At 68.8% G+C, this 23,287-nt stretch carries 20 protein-coding genes; 19 read left to right on the plus strand and 1 reads right to left on the minus strand.

What is annotated here, in order from left to right:
• Positions 1-27: 27 nt before the first annotated feature.
• The 4 genes from OG588_RS34150 (at position 28) to rho (ending at position 6,005) form a co-directional block, all read left to right on the plus strand.
• Positions 28-1,320, plus strand: coding sequence for a homoserine dehydrogenase (locus OG588_RS34150; RefSeq protein WP_266862315.1), 1,293 nt, complete (start codon positions 28-30; stop codon positions 1,318-1,320).
• Between the two features lie 6 nt (positions 1,321-1,326).
• Complete coding sequence (thrC, locus tag OG588_RS34155; protein WP_405950605.1) at positions 1,327-2,385, plus strand: threonine synthase; 1,059 nt, start codon at positions 1,327-1,329, stop codon at positions 2,383-2,385.
• A 257-nt stretch (positions 2,386-2,642) separates the two neighbouring features.
• Positions 2,643-3,572: a homoserine kinase gene (thrB, locus tag OG588_RS34160; protein WP_405950606.1), complete on the plus strand. Its 930-nt coding sequence runs from the start codon at positions 2,643-2,645 to the stop codon at positions 3,570-3,572.
• A 384-nt stretch (positions 3,573-3,956) separates the two neighbouring features.
• Positions 3,957-6,005 (plus strand): transcription termination factor Rho, encoded by a 2,049-nt coding sequence (rho, locus tag OG588_RS34165; RefSeq protein ID WP_405950607.1) that lies wholly within the window; start codon positions 3,957-3,959, stop codon positions 6,003-6,005.
• 131 nt (positions 6,006-6,136) lie between these two features.
• Here rho and OG588_RS34170 read toward each other — a convergent pair whose 3' ends face one another.
• Positions 6,137-6,736, minus strand: a complete 600-nt coding sequence (locus OG588_RS34170; RefSeq protein ID WP_405950608.1) for a hypothetical protein — start codon at positions 6,734-6,736, stop codon at positions 6,137-6,139.
• A gap of 579 nt (positions 6,737-7,315) precedes the next feature.
• Here OG588_RS34170 and OG588_RS34175 point away from each other — a divergent pair.
• From OG588_RS34175 to OG588_RS34245, 15 genes are all read left to right on the plus strand, one after another.
• A complete protein-coding gene (locus OG588_RS34175) occupies positions 7,316-8,641 on the plus strand; it encodes a phospholipase A2 (protein WP_405950609.1) in 1,326 nt (441 codons plus the stop codon).
• Positions 8,642-8,788: 147 nt separating this feature from the next.
• The gene (locus OG588_RS34180) at positions 8,789-11,596 is read left to right on the plus strand and encodes a S8 family peptidase (protein WP_405950610.1); all 2,808 of its coding nucleotides are present in this window, start codon (positions 8,789-8,791) and stop codon (positions 11,594-11,596) included.
• Between the two features lie 314 nt (positions 11,597-11,910).
• Positions 11,911-13,047, plus strand: coding sequence for an LCP family protein (locus OG588_RS34185; protein ID WP_405950611.1), 1,137 nt, complete (start codon positions 11,911-11,913; stop codon positions 13,045-13,047).
• A 184-nt stretch (positions 13,048-13,231) separates the two neighbouring features.
• On the plus strand, positions 13,232-13,456 hold the full coding sequence (gene rpmE, locus OG588_RS34190) for a 50S ribosomal protein L31 (RefSeq protein WP_328679043.1): 225 nt from the start codon (positions 13,232-13,234) through the stop codon (positions 13,454-13,456).
• A 105-nt stretch (positions 13,457-13,561) separates the two neighbouring features.
• Positions 13,562-14,638, plus strand: a complete 1,077-nt coding sequence (gene prfA / locus OG588_RS34195; RefSeq protein WP_366098241.1) for a peptide chain release factor 1 — start codon at positions 13,562-13,564, stop codon at positions 14,636-14,638.
• Between the two features lie 44 nt (positions 14,639-14,682).
• Positions 14,683-15,528, plus strand: coding sequence for a peptide chain release factor N(5)-glutamine methyltransferase (gene prmC, locus OG588_RS34200; RefSeq protein WP_019073183.1), 846 nt, complete (start codon positions 14,683-14,685; stop codon positions 15,526-15,528).
• Between the two features lie 55 nt (positions 15,529-15,583).
• Positions 15,584-16,231 carry an L-threonylcarbamoyladenylate synthase gene (locus OG588_RS34205; protein WP_019060715.1) on the plus strand — a complete coding sequence of 216 codons (648 nt, stop codon included), beginning with the start codon at positions 15,584-15,586 and terminating at the stop codon, positions 16,229-16,231.
• A complete protein-coding gene (locus OG588_RS34210; protein WP_043683118.1) occupies positions 16,228-16,896 on the plus strand; it encodes a low molecular weight phosphatase family protein in 669 nt (222 codons plus the stop codon). The genes OG588_RS34205 and OG588_RS34210 overlap by 4 nt, the downstream gene beginning before the upstream one ends.
• Positions 16,897-17,129: 233 nt before the next feature.
• Positions 17,130-18,368 (plus strand): serine hydroxymethyltransferase, encoded by a 1,239-nt coding sequence (gene glyA / locus OG588_RS34215; protein ID WP_405950612.1) that lies wholly within the window; start codon positions 17,130-17,132, stop codon positions 18,366-18,368.
• A gap of 129 nt (positions 18,369-18,497) precedes the next feature.
• Positions 18,498-19,817: an MraY family glycosyltransferase gene (locus tag OG588_RS34220; protein ID WP_398852522.1), complete on the plus strand. Its 1,320-nt coding sequence runs from the start codon at positions 18,498-18,500 to the stop codon at positions 19,815-19,817.
• A gap of 294 nt (positions 19,818-20,111) precedes the next feature.
• Positions 20,112-20,525: a hypothetical protein gene (locus tag OG588_RS34225; RefSeq protein ID WP_393034860.1), complete on the plus strand. Its 414-nt coding sequence runs from the start codon at positions 20,112-20,114 to the stop codon at positions 20,523-20,525.
• Between the two features lie 225 nt (positions 20,526-20,750).
• Positions 20,751-21,572 carry a F0F1 ATP synthase subunit A gene (gene atpB, locus OG588_RS34230; protein WP_405950613.1) on the plus strand — a complete coding sequence of 274 codons (822 nt, stop codon included), beginning with the start codon at positions 20,751-20,753 and terminating at the stop codon, positions 21,570-21,572.
• 75 nt (positions 21,573-21,647) lie between these two features.
• On the plus strand, positions 21,648-21,884 hold the full coding sequence (locus OG588_RS34235) for an ATP synthase subunit C (RefSeq protein WP_033285402.1): 237 nt from the start codon (positions 21,648-21,650) through the stop codon (positions 21,882-21,884).
• 41 nt (positions 21,885-21,925) lie between these two features.
• Positions 21,926-22,471 carry a F0F1 ATP synthase subunit B gene (locus OG588_RS34240; RefSeq protein WP_033285403.1) on the plus strand — a complete coding sequence of 182 codons (546 nt, stop codon included), beginning with the start codon at positions 21,926-21,928 and terminating at the stop codon, positions 22,469-22,471.
• Positions 22,468-23,283: a F0F1 ATP synthase subunit delta gene (locus tag OG588_RS34245; RefSeq protein WP_405950614.1), complete on the plus strand. Its 816-nt coding sequence runs from the start codon at positions 22,468-22,470 to the stop codon at positions 23,281-23,283. The genes OG588_RS34240 and OG588_RS34245 overlap by 4 nt, the downstream gene beginning before the upstream one ends.
• Positions 23,284-23,287 lie beyond the last annotated feature (4 nt).

The raw sequence follows: 23,287 nt of genomic DNA on the forward strand, positions 1-23,287 counted from the left end.
GATGACGGTATGAGGAAACGAGGTCGGATGATGCGTACGCGTCCGCTGAAGGTGGCGCTGCTGGGCTGTGGAGTGGTCGGCTCAGAGGTGGCGCGCATCATGACGACGCACGCCGACGACCTCGCCGCCCGGATCGGCGCACCCGTCGAGCTCGCGGGCGTCGCCGTACGACGGCCCTCCAAGGTCCGCGAAGGCATCGACCCCGCCCTCGTCACCACCGATGCCACGGCTCTGGTGAAACGCGGCGACATCGACGTCGTAGTAGAGGTCATCGGGGGGATCGAGCCCGCCCGCTCCCTCATCACCGCCGCCTTCGAGCACGGCGCCTCCGTCGTCTCCGCCAACAAGGCGCTGCTCGCCCAGGACGGCGCCGCGCTGCACGCCGCCGCCGAGCAGCAGGGCAAGGACCTGTACTACGAGGCCGCCGTCGCCGGGGCGATTCCCCTCATCCGGCCGCTGCGCGAGTCCCTCGCCGGTGACAAGGTCAACCGGGTGCTGGGCATCGTCAACGGGACCACCAACTTCATCCTCGACAAGATGGACAGCACGGGCGCGGGTTATCAGGAGGCCCTCGACGAGGCCACCGCCCTGGGATACGCCGAGGCCGACCCCACCGCCGACGTCGAGGGCTTCGACGCCGCCGCCAAGGCCGCCATCCTCGCCGGAATCGCCTTCCACACGCGCGTGCGTCTCGACGACGTCTACCGCGAGGGCATGACCGAGGTCACCGCCTCCGACTTCGCCTCCGCGAGGAACATGGGCTGCACGATCAAGTTGCTGGCCATCTGTGAGCGGGCCGAGGACGGTGGCAGCGTCACCGCGCGCGTGCATCCCGCGATGATCCCGCTCAGCCACCCGCTCGCCTCCGTCCGCGGTGCCTACAACGCCGTGTTCGTCGAGTCCGACGCCTCCGGGCAGCTGATGTTCTACGGCCCCGGCGCGGGCGGCGCCCCCACCGCCTCCGCCGTGCTCGGCGACCTCGTCGCCGTGTGCCGCAACCGGCTCAACTCGACCACCGGGCCCGGCGAGTCGGCGTATGCCGCGCTCCCCGTGTCGGGCATGGGCCAGGTCGTCACGCGGTACCACATCAGCCTCGACGTCGCCGACAAACCGGGTGTTCTCGCCCAGGTCGCCACCGTGTTCGCCGAGCACGGTGTCTCGATCGATACGGTTCGGCAGCAGGGGAAGGACGGCGAGGCATCCCTCGTCGTCGTCACGCACCGCGCGTCCGACGCCGCCCTCACCGGGACCGTCGAGGCGTTGCGCAAGCTCGACACCGTGCGGGGTGTCGCCAGCATCATGCGGGTTGAAGGAGAGTAACCAGCAATGACCCACCAGTGGCGCGGAATCATCGAGGAGTACCGGGACCGGCTTCCGGTGTCCGACAGCACGCCGGTCGTCTCCCTCCGCGAGGGCGGCACGCCCCTCGTGCCCGCGCAGGTGCTCTCCGAGCGCACCGGCTGCGAGGTCCACCTCAAGGTGGAGGGCGCCAACCCCACCGGGTCCTTCAAGGACCGCGGTATGACCATGGCCATCACGCGGGCCAAGGAGGAGGGCGCGCAGGCCGTCATCTGCGCCTCCACCGGCAACACGTCGGCCTCCGCCGCCGCCTACGCCGTACGCGCCGGGATGGTCTGCGCCGTCCTCGTGCCGCGCGGCAAGATCGCGCTCGGCAAGATGGGCCAGGCCCTCATCCACGGCGCGAAGATCCTCCAGGTCGACGGAAACTTCGACGACTGCCTCACCCTCGCCCGTGAGCTGAGCGACAACTACCCTGTGGCGCTGGTGAATTCGGTCAACCCGGTGCGCATCGAGGGCCAGAAGACGGCCGCCTTCGAGATCGTCGACATGCTCGGCGACGCCCCCGACATCCACGTCCTGCCGGTGGGCAACGCGGGCAACATCACCGCGTACTGGAAGGGCTACAAGGAGTACGCCGGGGACGGCATCGCCGCGAAGACGCCCCGCATGTGGGGCTTCCAGGCCTCCGGTTCCGCGCCCATCGTGCGCGGCGAGATCGTCAAGGACCCCTCGACGATCGCCACCGCGATCCGCATCGGCAACCCCGCGTCCTGGCAGTACGCGCTCGCCGCGCGGGACGAGTCCGGTGGGTTCATCGACGAGGTGACGGACCGTGAGATCCTGCGCGCCTACCGGCTGTTGGCCGCTCAGGAGGGCGTTTTCGTCGAGCCTGCGTCCGCCGCTTCCGTCGCCGGTCTGCTGAAGGCGGCCGAGCAGGGCAAGGTCGACCCGGGCCAGACCATCGTATGCACGGTGACCGGAAACGGTCTGAAGGACCCCGACTGGGCCGTCGCGGGCGCCCCGCAGCCCATCACGATCCCGGTCGACGCGCCGACGGCGGCCGAGCGGCTCGGCCTGGCGTAAAGCCGCCTGGCGGGTATGCGCCACGGGGGGTGCACAGGGGGCTTACGACACGCATCGTGCGCCTCCTGTGCGCCCTATGTCGCCACAGAACCTTCCTTCGATAGGCTGTACCGAACCCGCCCGCCGCATATGCCTGCGCGCATGGCTCGGCACCGCGCCGTCTCCACGGCCCGAGGGTCTTCACGTACCTATCGGATGTCATCGAATTCCATCGAATGTCTTCGACAATCACGCAGCTCAAGGAGAGTCATCGAGCGATGGCCGGTCCAGCCTTCCGCGCCGCCGCCGTCCGGGTGCGCGTCCCCGCCACCAGCGCCAACCTCGGCCCGGGCTTCGACGCCTTCGGCCTCTCGCTGGGGCTCTACGACGACGTCGTCGTCCGTGTCGCCGACTCCGGGCTGCTCATCGACATCGCCGGCGAGGGCAGCGAGACCCTCCCGCGCGACGAGAACCACCTCCTCGTACGGTCCCTGCGCACCGCCTTCGACCTGCTCGGCGGACAGCCGCGCGGCCTCGAGATCGTGTGCGCCAACCGCATTCCGCACGGCCGCGGCCTGGGCTCCTCCTCCGCCGCCATCTGCGCCGGCATCGTCGCCGCGCGCGCCGTGACCATAGGCGGGGACTCCAAGCTCGACGACACGGCCCTGCTGGAGCTCGCCACCGAGATCGAGGGCCACCCCGACAACGTGGCGGCCTGTCTGCTGGGCGGCTTCACGCTCTCCTGGATGGACGGCGGAGCCGCGCGGGCGATCAGGATGGCCCCCGCCGATTCCATCGTTCCGGTGGTTTTCGTGCCCGGGAAGCCGGTGCTCACCGAGACCGCGCGCGGCCTGCTCCCGCGCAGCGTCCCGCACGTCGACGCCGCCGCCAACGCGGGCCGCGCCGCCCTGCTCGTCGAGGCCCTCACCCGCCGCCCCGAGCTGCTGCTGCCCGCCACCGAGGACCGACTGCACCAGGAGTACCGCGCTCCGGCGATGCCCGAAAGCGCCGCGCTCGTCGAGCGGTTGAGGGCGGACGGCGTTCCGGCCGTCATCTCCGGTGCCGGGCCCACCGTGTTGGCACTTGTCGACGCCGACAACGCCGACAAGGTGTCCCACCTCGCCGGTGAGGGCTGGGCCGCCAACCGGCTCGATCTCGACGCACACGGAGCCTGCGTACTGCCGCTCGCGGCCCCGAGTGCCAATTGACTACGTACCGTCGCCGGATTTCGAGAGGGGGAATGTTTGTTGGATCCGGTAGTGTTAATCTCAAGTCTGCACCCGACCCCACCATGGCGAGGTGCTTGTTGTCCCCGTCAGGGACAGACATTCTTCCGGGAGCCTCCCAAGCCGCACCGTGTTCTGTAGGGGCACAGAGCGGTTCGCCGGGCACGCTCCGGAATTGGTGCGACCAAGCCACGTGACACAGACACTCGGTGCCACTGCTTCGGGAAGCGCCGTCACCAGCAATCTCTTCCGCCGCTTAGGCGGACCACCGCCCCGGCACGGTTCACACAGCAAGAACCGAAGCCGGACAGCACAACCGGTCGCCGAGCCAGACAGGCCGACGTCCGCTCCAGGGAAGGACCCTTCGTGAGCGACACCACCGATCTGATGGGCGCGCGTGTCGAGGAGACCGCTGCCGCGCCCGCCACGGACGCCTCCGCGCCTGCCACCGGTGCCGGCTCCCGGCGGCGCCGCGGTACCGGCCTCGACGGCATGGTGCTGGCCGAGCTTCAGCAGGTCGCATCCGGCCTCGGCATCAGGGGCACCGCGCGGATGCGCAAGAGCCAGCTGATCGAGGTCATCAAGGACGCGCAGGCGGGCGGAGGTGCTCCGGCCAAGGCCGAGACCGCCACCGAGACCAAGCCGAAGCGCCGCGCCACCTCCAAGACCCGTACGGGCGACGAGGCGGCCACTCCGGCCGAGCAGAAGGCCGAGAAGGTCGCCGCCGAGAAGGCCGTGGCCCAGCAGCAGATCGAGATCCCCGGCCAGCCCGCCAGCGACGACGCGCCCGTTGAGCGCCGTCGTCGCCGCGCGACCGCCGAGGCCGGCAGCCCCGAGACGATCACCGCCGAGGCGAAGAGCGAGCCGAAGGCCGAGACGCCCGCCGCCGCGCAGGGCGAGGCCCGGGGCGACGCCGGTGACGACGGCCGGCAGGGCCGCCGGGACCGTCGCGACCGCGACCGCGGTGGCCGTCAGGACCGCCAGGACCGCGACCGCGGCGACCGCCGCAAGGACAACGAGCAGCAGGGCGGCGGCGGCCAGCAGCAGAGCGGCGGCCGTCAGGACCGTCAGCAGGGCGGTCAGCAGCAGGACCGTCAGCAGCAGAGCGGTGGCCGCCAGGACCGTCAGGACCGGCAGCCGCGCGACAACGGCCCGCAGGACGACGACGACTTCGACGGCGGACGCCGTGGCCGTCGCGGCCGTTACCGGGACCGTCGTGGCCGTCGTGGACGCGACGAGTTCGGCGGCACCGCCGCGGGCGAGCCGCAGGTCGCCGACGACGATGTCCTGATCCCCGTCGCGGGCATCCTCGACATCCTCGACAACTACGCGTTCATCCGGACCTCCGGCTACCTGCCGGGCCCGAACGACGTGTACGTCTCCCTCGCCCAGGTCCGCAAGAACGGCCTGCGCAAGGGCGACCACGTCACCGGCGCGGTCCGGCAGCCCAAGGACGGCGAGCGTCGCGAGAAGTTCAACGCGCTGGTCCGCCTCGACTCGGCGAACGGCATGGGTGCCGAATCCGGGCGCGGGCGGCCGGAGTTCAACAAGCTGACGCCGCTGTACCCGCAGGACCGGCTCCGTCTGGAGACCGACCCGGGTGTGCTGACGACCCGCATCATCGACCTCGTCGCGCCCATCGGTAAGGGCCAGCGCGGTCTGATCGTGGCCCCGCCGAAGACCGGCAAGACCATGATCATGCAGGCGATCGCCAACGCGATCACGCACAACAACCCCGAGTGCCACCTGATGGTCGTCCTGGTCGACGAGCGTCCGGAAGAGGTCACCGACATGCAGCGGTCGGTGAAGGGCGAGGTCATCTCCTCGACCTTCGACCGTCCCGCCGAGGACCACACCACGGTCGCCGAGCTCGCCATCGAGCGCGCCAAGCGCCTGGTGGAGCTGGGCCACGACGTCGTCGTGCTGCTCGACTCGATCACGCGTCTCGGCCGTGCGTACAACCTCGCGGCGCCCGCCTCCGGCCGCATCCTGTCCGGTGGTGTCGACTCGACGGCGCTGTACCCGCCCAAGCGCTTCTTCGGTGCCGCGCGCAACATCGAGGACGGCGGTTCGCTGACCATCCTCGCCACCGCGCTCGTCGACACCGGGTCCCGCATGGACGAGGTCATCTTCGAGGAGTTCAAGGGCACGGGCAACGCCGAGCTGAAGCTCGACCGGAAGCTCGCCGACAAGCGCATCTTCCCGGCGGTGGATGTCGACGCGTCCGGTACCCGTAAGGAAGAAATCCTGCTCGGCAGCGACGAGTTGGCTGTCACCTGGAAGCTGCGGCGGGTGCTGCACGCGCTCGACCAGCAGCAGGCGATCGAGCTGCTCCTCGACAAAATGAAGCAGACGAAGTCGAACGCGGAGTTCCTGCTCCAGATCCAGAAGACGACTCCTGGCAACGGTGACTGAGGGTCGGTCTGAGAGCTGTCATACCAGAGAAGAGGGCCGTCCCTTCAAGGGGGCGGCCCTCTTCTCTGTGTGCTTTTTGAGCGGCACGATCCGCCTCTGTAGTGATCTAGGTCACGTGCATCTGGGGGTGTTTAGCTCCGCTTTGCCGGGATGAAAGGGCCGGTGGGGGGTGCTGCGAACGCTGTGACGACGGTGGTTGTGCTGGTCACCGAGCCGTCCAGACACAGCGACCCGCCCAAGACCCGCAGGTCAACGTAGAAACGCGTGGTCGCCCCGGACTTCCGCAGGTTGTGGATGCGCTCATTGATGTAGCCGAGATCGTTGAGAGTTGTCCTGATCTCGCCGGGCGTCGGGGCCGTCGGGCGGCTGAGTGCCTTGGTGATGCGCTTGGAGTGGAGACGGCCTTCGCACTTTTCGACCGCGCTCAGCGTTGCTTCCTGTGGCGACTCGGAGGTGTGCGACGTCGGTTCGGTGCTGCCAGGTGCGGACCCGTCGACCGGCAGCGGCTCCACGGGCGCGGTCGGCGGCTTCTCGCCGGCGGGGGTCGGTTCCTCTTCGGGCGGAGCGTCCGGTGCGCACGGCTGCCCGACCGTGTTGAGCATGTCCATGAAGACAACGCGCTGATCCGGGATGGGTAAACCACCGCTCGAACCGGCGTCGACGGTGTCGGCGGACGTCTTCCGGGCGTCGTCGCCAGGTGTCTCCTCGGTGCCGCAGGCGGTGAGCGTCAATGCGGCGAGGGCGGTTATCGCGAGGGTGAGTCTTGAACCGTACGGAGAGTGGGTGAATCCGCTGGACCGGGCAGGGTTTCGTGGCATGCGGACAGTCTCCGAACAGGCCGACCGGTGCACATGAGTACGCGTACTCAATGGTTATCGGCCAACGTACTCAAGGGTATTCACGGTCCTTCACCGACGCAAAGAAGCGGACTATTTGATTCCCCATAAAGTCTCTTGTGGACGTGTTGGTCAGTTCTTTATGGTCTGCAGCGATCAAGTGAGTTGATCTACACGAGGGGGATTTGTGCGCAAGCTAGTCGTGCCGGTCATAACGGCGCTCGCTCTGTCGTTACTGCTTCCGCTGCAGTCCGCGGCGGCGGACACCGTCGACCCGCCACTCGCCACGGGTGAGATCCAGCAGATAGGCCCCGGCCTGTATTTCTCCGAGGCTCAGTCCTTCCAGATCGCCGAAAGCGACGTGGCTGTCGGCGGGATCGGCCGCAGACACAGCGTAGTCGCCCAGGCGGGCAGTGTCGCCCAGCCGGAATCGGCACCCGCGTCCCGCGCCGACATGGGCGCATTCGGCCCCGGTTGGGAAGGGAATTCCTCGGCGGCACCCTCAATCGCAAGCTGGAACAGCAGGACGGCGACATCGTGGTCACCGACCTCGGGGTCGGCGAATCATTCCACTACGACCTGACGAGCAGCATCGCCTATCCGAGCGGCGGCGGGGTCAATAAGTACCAGACCACCGACGGCTCCAAGATCACCGAAACCACGAAATGGGACACCACGGCCGGCGCCATGGTCACCACCATTGTCGAAAGCCTCGGCGCGGACCTGTCCGCGACGGGGGCGGGGGACGACACCTTCACCGACGCGGCCGGAAACCCGGTGCCGGCCGCGGACCTCAAGCCCACCTTCGCGTGGAGTCAGGCGGCGCCCGGCAGCGACAAGTGGCGGGTCACCAGCTTGGGCAGCACGTCCAACGGCACCTCCACCGTCGCCTACGACACCCAGGGGCGCGTGTCCACGATCGACGAGCCGGCCGCCGGGGAGACCCCGCAGCAGTCCCTGAAGGTCACCTACGCGTCGAACACGACGGCCTCAGGGACAGCGCTCGGTGACTACACGGGGCGCACCCGCGAGATCACCCTCACCACGGGCTCCACCACGCAGACGGTCGCCCGGTACGCCTACGACGCCTCGGGCCTGCTGCGGACCATGACCAACCCCGTCGAGAGCGCCGACCCGGTGGCGTCGTACTCCTACGACACGACCGGCCGCGTCTCCGAGATCAGCTCCCCGGCCAACGGCTCCTGGGACCTCACCTTCCCGGCGGAGTCGGCCGCTCCGAACGTCGAGGAGTCCGGCCTTTCGCGCCCGGCCTCGCAGTCCGTGTTCCAGGGCGCGGCCGGAATCAACGACCCCAGCGTCTCAGGCCCGCCTGCCACCGACATCATCCCCGGTGAGATCTCCGACCCCCAGGCGTACCCGCGCCAGTGCAACACCGCCACATCCTGGCTGTGGTATACGAAGAGCGGCTGCGCCGCGTGGGCCGCGCACTACGGCTGGCACGCCCCGTACTGGAAGAAGCTGCCCAGCGGCTACTACGTGGTCGGCATCAACCACGACCACTGCACGAGCTCTCCGGACAAGCCCTCCGGCTACGACTTCCGGTCCGCCTGCGACATGCATGACTACGGGTACGGCCTGATCGGCAACACCTACAAGGGCTACAAGTACTACCTCGACCGAAACAAGAAGTCGAACGTGGACAACGCCTTCCACACCACGCTCCGCGACTACACCTGCTCGGCCTACCGGTTCAAGAGCCTGTGCCGCAGCATCGCGTACACCTACCTCAAGTTCGTCCAGCGCTACGGGAACCCGAAGAACGGAGCCAACGCCACGTGACCCGCGGCACCGCTTTCTGACGGATCACGCCTGCGAGCGGCCGGGCCGGACGGCGGAACCTTTCGCCGTCCGGCCCCTTCGCGCTCGGCCCCTTTCCCGCACCTACGCCACAGGGCTCAGTCCTGCCCGCTTCCCACGGGAGCTTCAGTGAGAAAACCCCTCTGGACCACGGTCGTCACGGTGGTGCTGGCCATGACGCTCGGCGCCGTGCCGGCCCAGGCCGCGGCGTCGCACGTTGCCACAGCCGAGGCCGCGACGACCGGCGACCCGGTCGATCCGCCGCTGTACGACGCGGCGTCGGGCGGCGGCACCGTCCGTGTCAACGTCGTCACCGAGAACCGCACCGACCTCTCGGCCGCGGCGTCGGCCGGTGAGACGGTGCAGTCGTTCGCGACCATGCCGGTCGTCACCCTCAAGGTCGACCGGAGCGGGCTGGACCAACTGTCCGCCCAGCCGGGCGTGGTGAGCGTCACCGAGGATGTCGCGGTCCCGCCGTCGCTGGACGAGAGCGTTCCCATCATCGGCGCCGACCAGGCCTCCGCCCAGGGCATGACGGGTGCGGGCAGCGTGGTGGCCGTCTTGGACACGGGGGTTGCGACCCACCACCCGTTCCTCAAGGACCGGGTCATCTCCGAGGCGTGCTTCTCGCCGATCGACCCCGACCTCACCGCGACCAGCCTGTGCCCCGACGGGACCGATCACCAGGAGGGGACGGGCACGGGCGACTCCGGGACGGGCCCTTGCACGGCCATCGCCGACTGCGATCACGGAACCCACGTGGCGGGCATCGTCGCCGGCAACGGCGAGGGCATTACCGGAGCACCCAAGCGCGGTGTCGCCCCCGGTGCGAACATCATCGCTCTCCAGGTGTTCAGCAAGTTCACCTCGGAGGACATCTGCGGACCCGGCGCCGCACCATGCGTGCTCAGCTTCACCAGTGCCCAGCTGTCCGCCCTGGAGAAGGTGCTGCAGCTGCGGCAGTCCGGGACACCGGTGGTGGCCGCGAACCTGAGCCTGGGCGCCGGCCGGTATGCCACCGCCTGCGACGGTGACGCGCGCAAGCCGGCCATCGACAACCTGCTCGCCGCCGGAGTCGCCACCGTGGTCGCGGCCGGCAACAACGGATACACCGACGCGGTGAGCGCCCCCGGCTGTGTCGCCTCCGCGATCACGGTCGGCGCCACCACCGACGACGACCAACTGTCCGCGTTCACCAACCGCGGCCCGCTGCTGGACCTCCTCGCCCCCGGTACCAGCATCGTCTCCTCGGTTCCCGGCGACGGATATGCCTCGAAGAACGGTACGTCCATGGCGGCGCCGCACGTGGCCGGCGCTCTCGCGATCCTGCGGCAGGCGTTCCCCAACGACAGCATCGCGAGCCTTGAGTCACGGCTGAAGACCGGGGGGAGGACCATCAGCTACACGGGCGCCGCCACGCCCCGCATCGACGTCGCTCAGGCGCTCGGCGCGACCGCCCAGCCGCTGGCCGCCGGCAACGACTTCAACTGCGACAAGAGAGAGGACATTGCCGTCGCCGACCCCGAGGCGACCGTCGGCGGTGACGCCAAGGCCGGCCTCCTGCGCGTCGTCTACGGCGGTGGCAGGGGCACGTCCGAGCTGAACCAGGACCTTGCCTCGGTACCCGGTGACGCCGAACCGAACGACTACTTCGGCGACTCCCTCGCCACCGTCGACTACGACAAGGACGGCTGCACCGACCTGGTCGTCGGCACGTCCCGCGAGGACGTCGGCAGTGCGACGGACGCCGGCACCGTCGACGTTCTCTATGGGGCAACGGGCGGCCTTGGTACCGGCAAGGCGGCGCTGCACCTCGAACAGGGCACCGGCGCGGAGGGCATCCTCGCCGCGGCCTCGGAATCCGGGGACCGTATGGGCGCCGCCGTCGCCGCCGGCCTCACGCTCGAGCAGGAGCCGTACCTGGTCATCGGTGTTCCTGGTGAGGACATCGACGGCAAGGCGGACACAGGGGCTGCCTTCTACCTTCGCGGCATCGTCAACCGGACGCTGATCCAGGGGAGTTCGGGGGTAGCAGGCACTCTGGAGGCGGGCGACAAGTTCGGTTCCTCCGTGACCGCGAGTCCCGAGTACCTCGCGGTCGGCATACCGGGCGAGGGCATCGCGCTGCCGGGCCCGAACGCATCCGAAGTGACAGCAGGTCAGGTCGATGTGATGTCCCATGAACTGAACAGCAGTGGCGTCCCGGCCCACGTGGGATCCGTCGACGAGTCCAGCCCGGCCGTGAGCGGTGAGGCCGATGCAGGGGACCAGTTCGGTGCATCGGTCTCGGCCACCCAGGCTCTCTTCGTGCAGGGTTTCCCGTGGCCCAGGCGAGCCACGTACATCGCCATCGGTGTACCGGGGGAGGACATCACCTACGGGGGAGCGGCCAAGGCCGATGCCGGACGTGCCGTCGTGGTCAGGGTGGAGAAGATCGCCAATCCGGTGATCTCGGAGATCAACAGTGGCTACGACCAGGGACCCGACGACGTCTCCGGAGCACCCGAGGCCGGTGACCGCATGGGCGCCCAGGTGTCTGTCGTCAACCGGGACCCGGGGGCGACCGCGACCGACGCCAGCCTGGTGATGGCTGTCGGCCTGCCGGGCGAGGACATCGGCACGGTCGCCGACGCGGGCGCCGTGGAGGTCTTCGGTCTGCGCAGCGCACCGGGTGTCACCGACCGGTGGATCGAGGCCGGCAACGCCTCCGGCATGCCGGGATCCCCGACCGCGTCGCAGAGCGCCGGCACCAGTCTGTACGGCACACAGGCCAACCTCTATATAGGTATGCCCTACGGACCGGGCGCCTACGGCTCCCTGTACGCGATGCCCTGGGCGAACGCGACCGGAGGCACCGTGCAGCCGGTCACCACCTACGCACCGGGCACAGGCGGCCTCCCGGCAGCCGGGCTGCGGTTCGGCACGTCCGCCCGATGAGCGACGGCGGGAGTACCGGCAAGGCAACCAGCGAGATGTTCGGCACACCGAAGTCGCTCGGCACCCGTTTCCAGCAGGACGACATCTTCGGCTGAAATCGCAGGTGAGCGGAGCATAACCCGCTGACGCGACTACGCAGAGTGCCCATCGCCGTACGCGATGGGCACTCTGCGTTGTGCAACCCTTTCCCGAGTTTCCCTGTCTGACCTGGCGGAGCGACCATGGAGCGAGGAATGAGCGGTATCGGTCGCTTCGGCCAGGCCTGAACCCTGAAAGCAGGGGGTAACCGACCCGGAACGAGATGCGAGGAGCCCATGTCCGCCGAGAGCACGCCGGAGCCCGTCATACCGGGCAAGGACGGCAACAACGGCCCGCGCCACCGCGCCGGAGGCCGTAAGAAGGAGCGCAGCCCGCACAGCAAGGCCCTGTTGCTCATGGCCTGGACCGCCGCGGGCGTCGTGGTGCTGGGCGGCGCAGGCGCCGGGTACGTGTACTTCAAGCTCAACGGCAACATCAAGACCGTCGACATCAACCAGGCCCTCGGCACCGACCGGCCGGTCAGGGTCGACAACGGCTCCGAGAACATCCTGGTGCTGGGCTCCGACAGCCGCTCCGGCACCAACAAGAAGCTCGGCGGCGGCACCGACGACGGCAGTGCCCGCTCCGACACCGCGATGATCATCCACGTCTACAAGGGCCACAAGAAGGCCAGCGTGGTCTCCATCCCGCGCGACACCCTCGTCGACCGCCCCGAGTGCACCGACACCAAGGGCGTCACCCACGACGCGGCGTCCGGCGTGATGTTCAACGAGGCGTACTCCACGGGCGGCTCCGCCTGCACGGTGAAGACCGTCGAGTCCGTCACCGGCCTGCGCATGGACCACTACCTGGAAGTGGACTTCGCCGGCTTCGAGAAGCTCATCGACGAACTCGGCGGCGTCCCGGTCACCACGACCAAGGCCATCAAGGACCCGCAGAGTCACCTCGACCTCAAGGCCGGCACCCACACCCTGAACGGCAAGCAGGCCCTGGGCCTGGTCCGCACCCGGCACGGCGTCGGCGACGGCTCCGACCTCGGCCGCATCCAGCTCCAGCAGGCCTTCATCAAGGCCCTGGTCAACCAGGTCAAGCACATCGGCGTCCTCACCAGCCCGACCAGGCTCTACGACCTCGCGAACACCGCCACCAAGGCCGTCACCACCGACTCCGACCTCGGCTCGGTGAACTCCCTCACGTCCTTCGCCAACGGCCTCAAGAGCATCAGCTCGAAGAACATGAACATGGTGACGATGCCGGTCGAGTACGACCCGGCCAACCCGAACCGCGTGATCGTGGAGAAGTCGAAGGCACAGCTGGTCTGGAACGCCTTGAAGAACGACCAGCCAATCCCGGCGGCGGCGACAAAGGGCACAGCAACAGGCGAAGCCAAGGGCGTCGTAACAACTGGTTAGGGCGCAACTTCCCAGGGGCGCGGGGAACTGCGCGCTCAGCCCCCACGCACCCGCAGGGAATAGATCACAGACGGACCCGGTTTTGGGGGATGGCCCCAGTCCTGGCAGACTGGTACGTCGGCCCCGGTTCACGCCCCGCAACCCGCGGAGCGACCCGGCGCCCTCCCGAAACTAGGAGACACCCTTGAAGCGCGAGATCCACCCCGAGTACGTCGAGACCCAGGTCAGCTGCACCTGTGGCGCGTCGTTCACCACCCACAGCACGATCACCAGCGGAGCGATCCGCGCTGACGTCTGCTCCGAGTGCCACCCGTTCTACACGGGCAAGCAGAAGATCCTCGACACCGGTGGCCGCGTGGCCCGCTTCGAGGCCCGCTTCGGCAAGGCTGCTGCCGGCTCCACGAAGTAGCGAGCTCCATTTCGCCGGTCCACGGCCACGCCCTTTTTTCGGCGTGCCGGGACCGGCGTTTTTGGTCGCCCGCCTTCCCTTCCGTACGCATTTCAGGAGCCCAAGATGTTCGAGGCTGTCGAGGACCTCATCGGCGAGCACGCCGACCTTGAGAAGAAGCTCGCCGACCCGTCGGTCCACGCCGACCAGGCCAACGCGCGCAAGCTGAACAAGCGCTACGCCGAGCTCACCCCGATCGTCGCCACGTACCGCTCCTGGAAGCAGACCGGCGACGACATCGAGACCGCGCGTGAACTCGGCGCCGACGACCCGGAGTTCGCGGCCGAGGTCAAGGAGCTGGAGAAGACGCGCGAGGAGATCACGGAGAAGCTGCGGCTGCTGCTCGTGCCGCGTGACCCCAACGACGACAAGGACGTGATCCTTGAGGTCAAGGCGGGCGCGGGCGGCGACGAGTCCGCCCTGTTCGCCGGTGACCTGCTGCGCATGTACCTGCGGTACGCGGAGCGCGTCGGCTGGAAGACCGAGATCATCGACGCCACCGAGTCCGAGCTGGGCGGCTACAAGGACGTCCAGGTCGCGGTGAAGACCAAGGGCGGCAACGGCGCGACCGAGCCCGGCCAGGGTGTCTGGGCGCGGCTGAAGTACGAGGGTGGCGTGCACCGCGTGCAGCGCGTCCCGGCGACCGAGTCCGCGGGCCGTATCCACACCTCGGCGGCCGGTGTCCTGGTCACCCCCGAGGCGGAGGAGGTCGACGTGGAGATCAACCCGAACGACCTCCGCATCGACGTCTACCGTTCGTCCGGTCCCGGCGGGCAGTCCGTCAACACGACCGACTCCGCGGTGCGCATCACGCACATTCCGACCGGAGTCGTCGCTTCCTGCCAGAACGAGAAGAGCCAGCTGCAGAACAAGGAGCAGGCACTGCGTATCCTGCGCTCCAGGCTGCTCGCCGCGGCACAGGAGGAGGCGGAGAAGAATGCCGCCGACGCCCGCCGCAGCCAGGTCCGCACGGTCGACCGCTCCGAGAAGATCCGTACGTACAACTTCCCGGAGAACCGCATCTCGGACCACCGCGTCGGATTCAAGGCGTACAACCTTGACCAGGTCCTGGACGGCGACCTCGACGCGATGATCCAGGCTTGCGTGGACGCGGACTCGGCCGCCAAGCTCGCGGCGGCGTAAGCACTGCACGTATCGCACGGACGAGTACGACACGGAGGACTTGCGTGAACCTGCTGCTCGCAGAGGTGGCCCAGGCCACCCAGCGGCTGGCCGACGCCGGCGTGCCCTCGCCGCGCAACGACGCGGAGGAGCTCGCCGCGTTCGTGCACGGTGTGAAGCGGGGCGAGCTGCACTCCGTGAAGGACGTGGACTTCGACGCCCGCTACTGGGAGACCATCGCCCGGCGTGAGCAGCGTGAGCCGCTCCAGCACATCACCGGCCGCGCCTTCTTCCGGTACCTGGAACTCCAGGTCGGGCCGGGGGTGTTCGTGCCGCGCCCCGAGACCGAGTCGGTGGTCGGCTGGGCCATAGACGCGGTCCGCGCGATGGACGTCGTGGAGCCGCTGATCGTGGACCTCTGCACCGGATCCGGCGCCATCGCGCTCGCCCTCGCGCAGGAGGTCCCGCGCTCCCGGGTGCACGCCGTGGAGCTGTCCGAGGACGCCCTCCAGTGGACCCGCAAGAACATGGAGGGGTCGAGGGTCGACCTGCGGCAGGGGAATGCCCTGGACGCCTTTCCCGACCTCGACGGCCATGTCGACCTGGTCATCTCCAACCCGCCGTACATCCCACTCACCGAATGGGAGTACGTCGCCCCCGAGGCGCGGGACTACGATCCCGAACTCGCCCTGTTCTCAGGGGAGGACGGCCTCGACCTGATCCGCGGCATCGAACGCACCGCACACCGTCTCCTCCGTCCCGGCGGTGTCGTCGTCATCGAGCACGCCGACACCCAGGGCGGGCAGGTGCCGTGGATCTTCACCGAGGAGCGTGGCTGGGCCGACGCGGCCGACCACCCCGATCTCAACAACCGCCCGCGCTTCGCGACCGCCCGCCGGGCGACGCCATGACCAGCGCCCCGACTTTCGACCCGCAGCAGTACGTGTACGAGGAGGCCCGCTAGACATGGCACGGCGATACGACACCAATGACGCGACCGACCGCACGACGGGTCTGCGCGAGGCCGCGTCCGCCGTCCGCCGGGGCGAACTCGTGGTCCTGCCGACCGACACGGTCTACGGCATCGGGGCCGACGCGTTCTCCTCGGAGGCGGTCGCCGATCTCCTGGACGCCAAGGGCCGGGGCCGCAACATGCCCACCCCCGTCCTCATCGGCTCCCCGAACACGCTGCACGGCCTCGTCACGGACTTCTCCGAGCTGGCCTGGGAACTCGTCGACGCGTTCTGGCCGGGCGCCCTCACCCTGGTCGCCAAGCACCAGCCGTCCCTCCAGTGGGACCTGGGGGACACCCGGGGCACGGTCGCCGTACGGATGCCGCTGCACCCCGTCGCCATCGAGCTGCTGACGGAGGTCGGCCCGATGGCCGTCTCCTCGGCGAACCTCACCGGGCACCCCGCGCCGGAGGACTGTGACGCGGCCCAGCAGATGCTCGGCGACTCGGTCTCCGTGTACCTCGACGGCGGTCCGACGCCCGGCAACGTGCCGTCCTCGATCGTCGACGTCACCCGCGAGGTGCCGCTGCTGCTGCGCGCGGGCGCGATCTCGGCGGAGGAGCTGCGCAAGGTCGTACCCGACCTCGAGGTGGCGAATTGACAGCCCCTGACGCGGGGCGTGGCATAGGCAACGGGGAAGTGACGGGGACCTTCGGGCTCCCCATGGACAGCTTCCGCATCCTCCACGTCAGCACCGGCAACGTGTGCCGCTCGCCGATCACCGAGCGGCTGACCCGTCATGCCCTGGCGGACCGGCTCGGCGACCCGCTGTGGGGCGGGCTGATCGTGGAGAGCGCCGGCACGTGGGGCCATGAGGGCGCACCCATGGAGACCAACGCGGCGACCGTCCTCACCGACTTCGGCGCGGACCCCTCCGGCTTCACCGGCCGCGAGCTGCTCGACGACCACGTGATCCGCGCCGACCTGGTCCTGACGGCCACCCGTGACCACCGCGCCCAGGTCATCTCGATGGGCCACTCGGCGGGCCTGCGCACCTTCACCCTCAAGGAGTTCACCCGCCTGGTGAAGGCGATAGACCCCGCGACCCTGCCCCCTCTGGAGGACGGCATGGTGGCCCGCGCCCGCGCCCTGGTCCGCGCGGCGGCGGCCCTACGAGGCTGGCTCCTGGCCCCCACGGCGGAAGCGGACGAGGTCTTCGACCCGTACGGCGCCCCGCTCCCGTTCTTCCGCTCCATCGGGGACGAGATAAACCAGGCGATCGACCCGGTGGTGACGGCCCTTACGGGTGTACCTGCGCGGACTTGATCCGGCGGAAGCACAGCCGGCGGACGGAGTCCGCCGCAGCGGCTCGAAGCCTGGGAGGCCCGCTGGGGCCGAGCAGTGCGAGAGGCGCGTCGGGGATGGGGCCAAATCAGGCGATCGACCCCGTGGTCACCGCCCTCACAGGCGTACCCGCGAAGACCTGACAACGACCGCGCGCCCCACCCGCCCCGGGCCTACATTGGACGTACGTCACCGTCGACGCCCCGGAGCCCACCATGTCGGTCACCCCTGTCCTTGAGGCCGATGTCCTGCGTCGGCAGGACCCCGAGCTGGCCGAGATCCTGCTCGGGGAGCTGGCACGGCAGTCGACGACTCTCCAGCTGGTCGCCGCCGAGAACTTCACCTCGCCCGCCGTACTGGCCGCGCTCGGCTCCCCGCTCGCCAACAAGTACGCCGAGGGATACCCCGGCGCCCGCCACCACGGCGGCTGCGAGATCGTCGACGTCGCCGAGCGCGTCGCCGTAGAACGGGCGAAGGCGCTGTTCGGGGCCGAGCACGCCAACGTGCAGGCGCATTCCGGGTCTTCGGCCGTGCTCGCCGCGTACGCCGCGCTGCTGCGGCCCGGTGACACCGTCCTCGCGCTCGGGCTGCCGTACGGCGGGCATCTCACGCACGGGTCGCCCGCGAACTTCTCCGGGCGGTGGTTCGACTTCGTGGGGTACGGGGTGGACGCGGAGACCGGGCTCATCGATTACGAGCAGGTGCGCACCCTCGCCCGCAGCCATCGGCCCAAGGCGATCGTGTGCGGGTCCATCGCTTATCCCCGGCACATCGACTACGCCTTCTTCCGCGAGGTCGCCGACGAGGTGGGCGCCTATCTCATCGCCGACGCCGCGCATCCCATCGGCCTCGTCGCAGGGGGAGCGGCGCCGAACCCGGTGCCGTACGCCGATGTCGTCTGCGCGACCACGCACAAGGTGCTGCGCGGGCCGCGCGGCGGGATGCTGCTGTGCGGGAGCGAGCTGGCCGAACGGGTGGACCGGGCCGTTTTTCCGTTCACGCAGGGTGGCGCGCAGATGCACACCATCGCGGCGAAGGCCGTCGCGTTCGGCGAGGCGGCGACGCCGGCCTTCACGGCGTACGCCCATCAGGTGGTCGCCAACGCACGGGTGCTCGCGGCGGGGTTGGCGGCGGAGGGGCTGGTCGTCACGACGGGCGGGACCGACACCCATCTGATCACCGCCGACCCGCTGCCCCTCGGCGTCGACGGACGGGCCGCTCGCGGTCAACTCGCTGCCGCCGGAGTGGTGTTGGACTGTTGCGCGCTGCCGCACGGAGACTCGCGCGGGCTGCGGCTGGGTACCGCCGCGGTGACCACGCAGGGCATGGGGGAGGGCGAGATGGCGGGGATCGCGGCGCTGGTCGCGGGGGTGCTGCGCGGGCGGGTGGATGCCCGGCGGGCCCGTGACGAAGTGCGGGATCTTGTGGGTGGATTCCTGCCGTATCCGGGCTGAACGGGGGTACCCGGACCGAGGTGCACAGCCACACGTGCAACCATCGTCGCTACCCGGAAGTCCCCAACCATATGCGTCCCTCGCTAGGGTGTGGGGCTGTGATGGCCAGCGAGACCTGTGGGGAAGCCTGTGCGTGAATACCTGCTGACGCTCTGCGTGACGGCCGCGGTGACGTATCTGCTGACCGGGCCGGTGCGGAAGTTCGCGATCGTGGCCGGGGCGATGCCGGAGATCCGGGCCCGTGACGTGCACCGGGAACCCACTCCGCGGCTCGGCGGTATCGCCATGTTCTTCGGTCTGTGCGCCGGTCTGCTGGTCGCCGACCACCTGACCAACCTCAGCGAGGTCTTCGAGAACTCGAACGAGCCGCGCGCCCTGCTCTCCGGAGCGGCCCTGATCTGGCTGATCGGGGTCCTGGACGACAAGTTCGAGATCGACGCCCTGATCAAGCTGGGCGGCCAGATGATCGCCGCCGGCGTGATGGTCATGCAGGGTCTGACGATCCTGTGGCTGCCCATCCCGTTCGTCGGCAACGTGGCGCTGACCCAGTGGCAGGGCACCCTGCTCACGGTCGCCCTGGTCGTCATCACCATCAACGCGGTCAACTTCGTGGACGGCCTCGACGGCCTCGCGTCCGGCATGGTGTGCATCGCCGCCGCCGCGTTCTTCCTGTACGCCTACCGGATCTGGTACTCGTACGGCATCGAGGCCGCCGCTCCGGCCACGCTCTTCTCGGCGATCCTGATGGGCATGTGCCTGGGCTTCCTGCCGCACAACATGCACCCCGCGCGGATCTTCATGGGCGACTCCGGCTCGATGCTGATCGGCCTGGTGCTGGCCGCGGGTGCGATCTCCATCACGGGACAGGTCGACCCGGACGCGCTGCAGCTGTTCGTCGGCTCCGAGAAGGCGGCGGTGCACCAGACGGTGCCGGTGTACATCCCGCTGCTGCTGCCGCTGACGATCATCGCGGTGCCGGCCGCCGACCTGGTGCTGGCGATCGTCCGCCGTACCTGGCGCGGACAGTCGCCCTTCGCCGCGGACCGCGGCCATCTGCACCACCGGCTCCTGGAGATCGGCCACTCGCACAGCCGGGCGGTGCTGATCATGTACTTCTGGTCGGCGCTGATCGCGTTCGGGGCGCTGTCCTACTCGGTCAACTCGGCCTCGATGTGGATCGTCCTCGGCATCGTCTTCCTGAGCGCGATCGGGCTCGTACTGCTCCTGCTGCCGCGCTTCACGCCGCGTGCCCCGCGCTGGGCCGAGCACCTGGTGCCGCCGCGATATCGCCGTCGCAGGGCCGGAGTTGACCCTGTCGTGGTGTTGGCGGAGGAAGAGCGTGACCCGCGGCCTCCGGTTGTCACCGGAGTGTCAGGAGTCAACGGGGCGACCGCAGTCGGCCCCCGTTCGCGCCTCCTGGACGGACGTAAAGCCGAGTCCTCGCGCTGACGCCAAGGTAAGAATCTGACTAAAGCGTTGCCATCCCGTGGGCAGACAAAGCCTCCCCATACCAGACAAGTTGGCCGCTATTTTGCACAGACGCGCACTGTCACTCTCATGTGTGACAGCAAGCACACCTTCTAGGTAAAGACCGCATCAAATAGTTTGTGATACGGTTCACGAGAACCCGGGACAGAGCCGAAGGACCCTAGTGCGACGGTCCATTGGCGTGAGGTTCTCTCTCATCCCGGGACTACGCTCGTCCATGACGACACGCCCCCCTTAGCAAGCGGAGTTGCCGCCATGCCGTCCAATGACGCCCGGATTCTCCTTCAAGCCGCTGTGCCCACAGCTGCCGTCGGCGCGATTGCCGCCGTCGTCAGTGGTGTGGTCGCCGGCGGCGAAGGAGCTATTGGGGCAGCCGTTGGGACGCTGATCGTGATCCTCTTCATGGGAATCGGGCTCTACGTTCTGCAGCGCACTGCCAAATCGCTTCCGCACCTGTTCCAGGCGATGGGCCTCATGCTCTTCGCGGCGCAGATTCTTCTGTTGTTCATTTTCCTCGCCGCGTTCAAGCACACCACGCTGTTCAATCCCAAAGCCTTCGCGTTCACCCTGCTCGCCGGAACGATCGTCTGGACCGTCGCGCAGACCCGTGCCCACATGAAGGCCAAAATCCTCTACGTCGAGCCCGAGAAGTCGGGGCATTCGTCGTGAGAGGTAGGGCCGGGATAAGAGCACGTAAGCGACCCTGCTATCGTCCGGTGCCAACTGCGGCATCGCGGGCGCGGGCATCTGAGCTGACGCCTGCTCAATCGCGAGGCTCGATGCCCCACTGCCGCCCCCACATCCGTTACACCAGTCCAGTGCCGAACCGCGGCTGCGCGCCGCGCCGACACAACGAGGTTGCCGTACCTATGCGCCACGCTGAAGGAGCCCGCGGTGAGTGCTGACCCGACGCAGGTGCTCGCCTTCGAGACCGACTGCCACATCTTCGACGGCTGTGGCTTCCCGGCTCCCGGCCTGCACTCGTTCCTGTTCAAGCCCCTTCTGGGGGACGGCGACAGCAACGTGTACTTCAACAAGCCGATGCTGCTGGCGCTGCTCGGCTCGGTCATCGTCGTCGGCTTCTTCTGGGCCGCCTTCCGCAAGCCGAAGGTCGTCCCCGGCAAGCTGCAGATGGTCGCCGAGTCCGGCTACGACTTCATCCGCCGCGGAGTCGTCTACGAGACGATCGGAAAGAAGGAGGGCGAGAAGTACGTACCGCTGGTCGTCTCGCTGTTCTTCTTCATCTGGATGATGAACCTCTGGTCCATCGTCCCGGTCGCCCAGTTCCCGGTGACGTCGATCATCGCGTACCCGATCGTCCTCGCGGCGATCGTGTACATCCTCTGGGTCTCGCTGACGTTCAAGCGGCACGGATTCGTCGGCGCCTTCAAGAACTTCACCGGCTACGACAAGTCGCTCGGCCCGGTTCTCCCGCTGGCCATGACGATCGAGTTCTTCTCGAACCTGCTCGTGAGGCCGTTCACCCACGCCGTGCGACTCTTCGCGAACATGTTCGCGGGCCACACCCTGCTGCTGCTCTTCACGATCGCCAGCTGGTACCTGCTCAACGGCATCGGTATCGCCTACGCGGGTGTCTCGTTCGTCATGGTCATCGTGATGACGGCCTTCGAGCTCTTCATCCAGGCCCTGCAGGCCTACGTCTTCGTGCTGTTGACCTGCACCTTCATCCAGGGCGCGCTCGCCGAGAACCACTGAGCAGCACCCCCTGCAATACCCCTGAGCGTCCGGTGGCCAACCCCCGCCGGTCCGTATAGATAAGGAAGAATCAGCATGGCTGCCACTGAGACCCTCGCTGCCGTCTCCGGTTCGCTCGGCTCCATCGGCTACGGCCTCGCCGCCATCGGTCCCGGCGTCGGCGTCGGCATCATCTTCGGTAACGGCACCCAGGCGCTTGCCCGTCAGCCCGAAGCTGCCGGCCTGATCCGCGCCAACCAGATCCTCGGCTTCGCCTTCTGTGAGGCGCTCGCCCTCATCGGTCTGGTCATGCCGTTCGTCTACGGCCAGTGATCTGCCGTTCATCGACAGCCCACTAGACGAAAGGCACTGACATGAGCCAGATGCTCATTCTGGCGGCCGAGGCGAAGGAAAACCCCCTCGTCCCGCCGATCCCTGAGCTTGTCATCGGCCTGATCGCCTTCGTCATCGTCTTCGGCTTCCTCGCCAAGAAGCTCCTCCCGAACATCAACAAGGTTCTGGACGAGCGGCGCGAGGCCATCGAGGGCGGTATCGAGAAGGCCGAGGCCGCCCAGACCGAGGCACAGAGCGTGCTCGAGCAGTACAAGGCTCAGCTCGCCGAGGCCCGGCACGAGGCCGCGCGGCTGCGCCAGGAGGCGCAGGAGCAGGGCGCCACGCTCATCGCCGAGATGCGCGCGGAAGGCCAGCGGCAGCGCGAGGAGATCGTCGCCGCCGGTCACACGCAGATCGACGCCGACCGCAAGGCCGCTTCGCAGGCGCTGCGCCAGGACGTGGGCAAGCTCGCCACCGACCTGGCCGGCAAGCTCGTCGGCGAGTCCCTCGAGGACCACGCCCGGCAGAGCCGCGTGATCGACCGTTTCCTCGATGAACTCGAGGAGAAGGCCGAGGCCGCACGATGAACGGAGCGAGCCGCGAGGCCCTGGCAGCCGCACGTGAGCGTCTCGACGCGCTGACGGACTCCACGTCCGTGAACGCGGCGCAGCTCGCCGACGAGCTGGCCGCCGTCACCGCGCTGCTCGGCCGTGAGGTGTCGTTGCGTCGGGTCCTCACCGACCCGGCGCAGGACGGCGAGGCCAAGGCCCAGCTTGCCGAGCGTCTGCTCGGCGCCCAGGTCGGCGGCCCCGCCCTCGACCTGCTGTCCGGCATGGTGCGCTCCCGCTGGTCGCAGTCCCGCGACCTGGTGGACGCGCTGGAGGAACTGGCGGCCACCGCCGACCTCACCGCCGCCCAGCAGTCGGGCGAGCTCGACGACGTCGAGGACGAGCTGTTCCGGTTCGGCCGGATCGTCTCCTCGAACACCGGACTGCGCGCCGCGCTGACCGACCGCGCCGCCGGCACCGCGGCCAAGAGCGAGCTGCTCGGCAGCCTGCTCGGCGGCCGTGCCAAGCCGGCCACCGAGCGACTGGTGACCCGCCTGGTGACCGCGCCCCGGGGACGTAGCCTGGAAGCGGGACTCGAGTCCCTCTCCAAGCTCGCCGCCGAGCGCCGCAGCCGCCTGGTCGCGGTCGTCACCACGGCGGTCCCGCTGAGCGACCCGCAGAAGCAGCGCCTGGGCGCCGCCCTCGCGAAGCTCTACGGCCGCAACATGCACCTGAACATCGACGTGGACCCCGAGGTCCTCGGCGGTATCCGGGTGCAGGTCGGCGACGAGGTCATCAACGGCTCCATCGCGGACCGCCTCGATGACGCCGCTCGCCGCATGGCGAGCTAGCAGC

The organism is Streptomyces prunicolor (assembly GCF_045162825.1).
Classification (GTDB): domain Bacteria; phylum Actinomycetota; class Actinomycetes; order Streptomycetales; family Streptomycetaceae; genus Streptomyces; species Streptomyces prunicolor.

Excerpts from the sequence above, each read along its gene's own strand:
- OG588_RS34240 (WP_033285403.1), top strand. The coding sequence starts at position 21,926 with ATGAGCCAGATGCTCATTCTGGCGGCCGAGGCGAAGGAAAACCCCCTC.
- OG588_RS34235 (WP_033285402.1), top strand. The coding sequence starts at position 21,648 with ATGGCTGCCACTGAGACCCTCGCTGCCGTCTCCGGTTCGCTCGGCTCC.
- thrB (WP_405950606.1), top strand. The coding sequence starts at position 2,643 with ATGGCCGGTCCAGCCTTCCGCGCCGCCGCCGTCCGGGTGCGCGTCCCC.
- OG588_RS34150 (WP_266862315.1), top strand. The coding sequence starts at position 28 with ATGATGCGTACGCGTCCGCTGAAGGTGGCGCTGCTGGGCTGTGGAGTG.
- glyA (WP_405950612.1), top strand. The coding sequence starts at position 17,130 with ATGTCGGTCACCCCTGTCCTTGAGGCCGATGTCCTGCGTCGGCAGGAC.
- prfA (WP_366098241.1), top strand. The coding sequence starts at position 13,562 with ATGTTCGAGGCTGTCGAGGACCTCATCGGCGAGCACGCCGACCTTGAG.
- thrC (WP_405950605.1), top strand. The coding sequence starts at position 1,327 with ATGACCCACCAGTGGCGCGGAATCATCGAGGAGTACCGGGACCGGCTT.
- OG588_RS34205 (WP_019060715.1), top strand. The coding sequence starts at position 15,584 with ATGGCACGGCGATACGACACCAATGACGCGACCGACCGCACGACGGGT.
- OG588_RS34185 (WP_405950611.1), top strand. The coding sequence starts at position 11,911 with ATGTCCGCCGAGAGCACGCCGGAGCCCGTCATACCGGGCAAGGACGGC.
- OG588_RS34245 (WP_405950614.1), top strand. The coding sequence starts at position 22,468 with ATGAACGGAGCGAGCCGCGAGGCCCTGGCAGCCGCACGTGAGCGTCTC.
- OG588_RS34225 (WP_393034860.1), top strand. The coding sequence starts at position 20,112 with ATGCCGTCCAATGACGCCCGGATTCTCCTTCAAGCCGCTGTGCCCACA.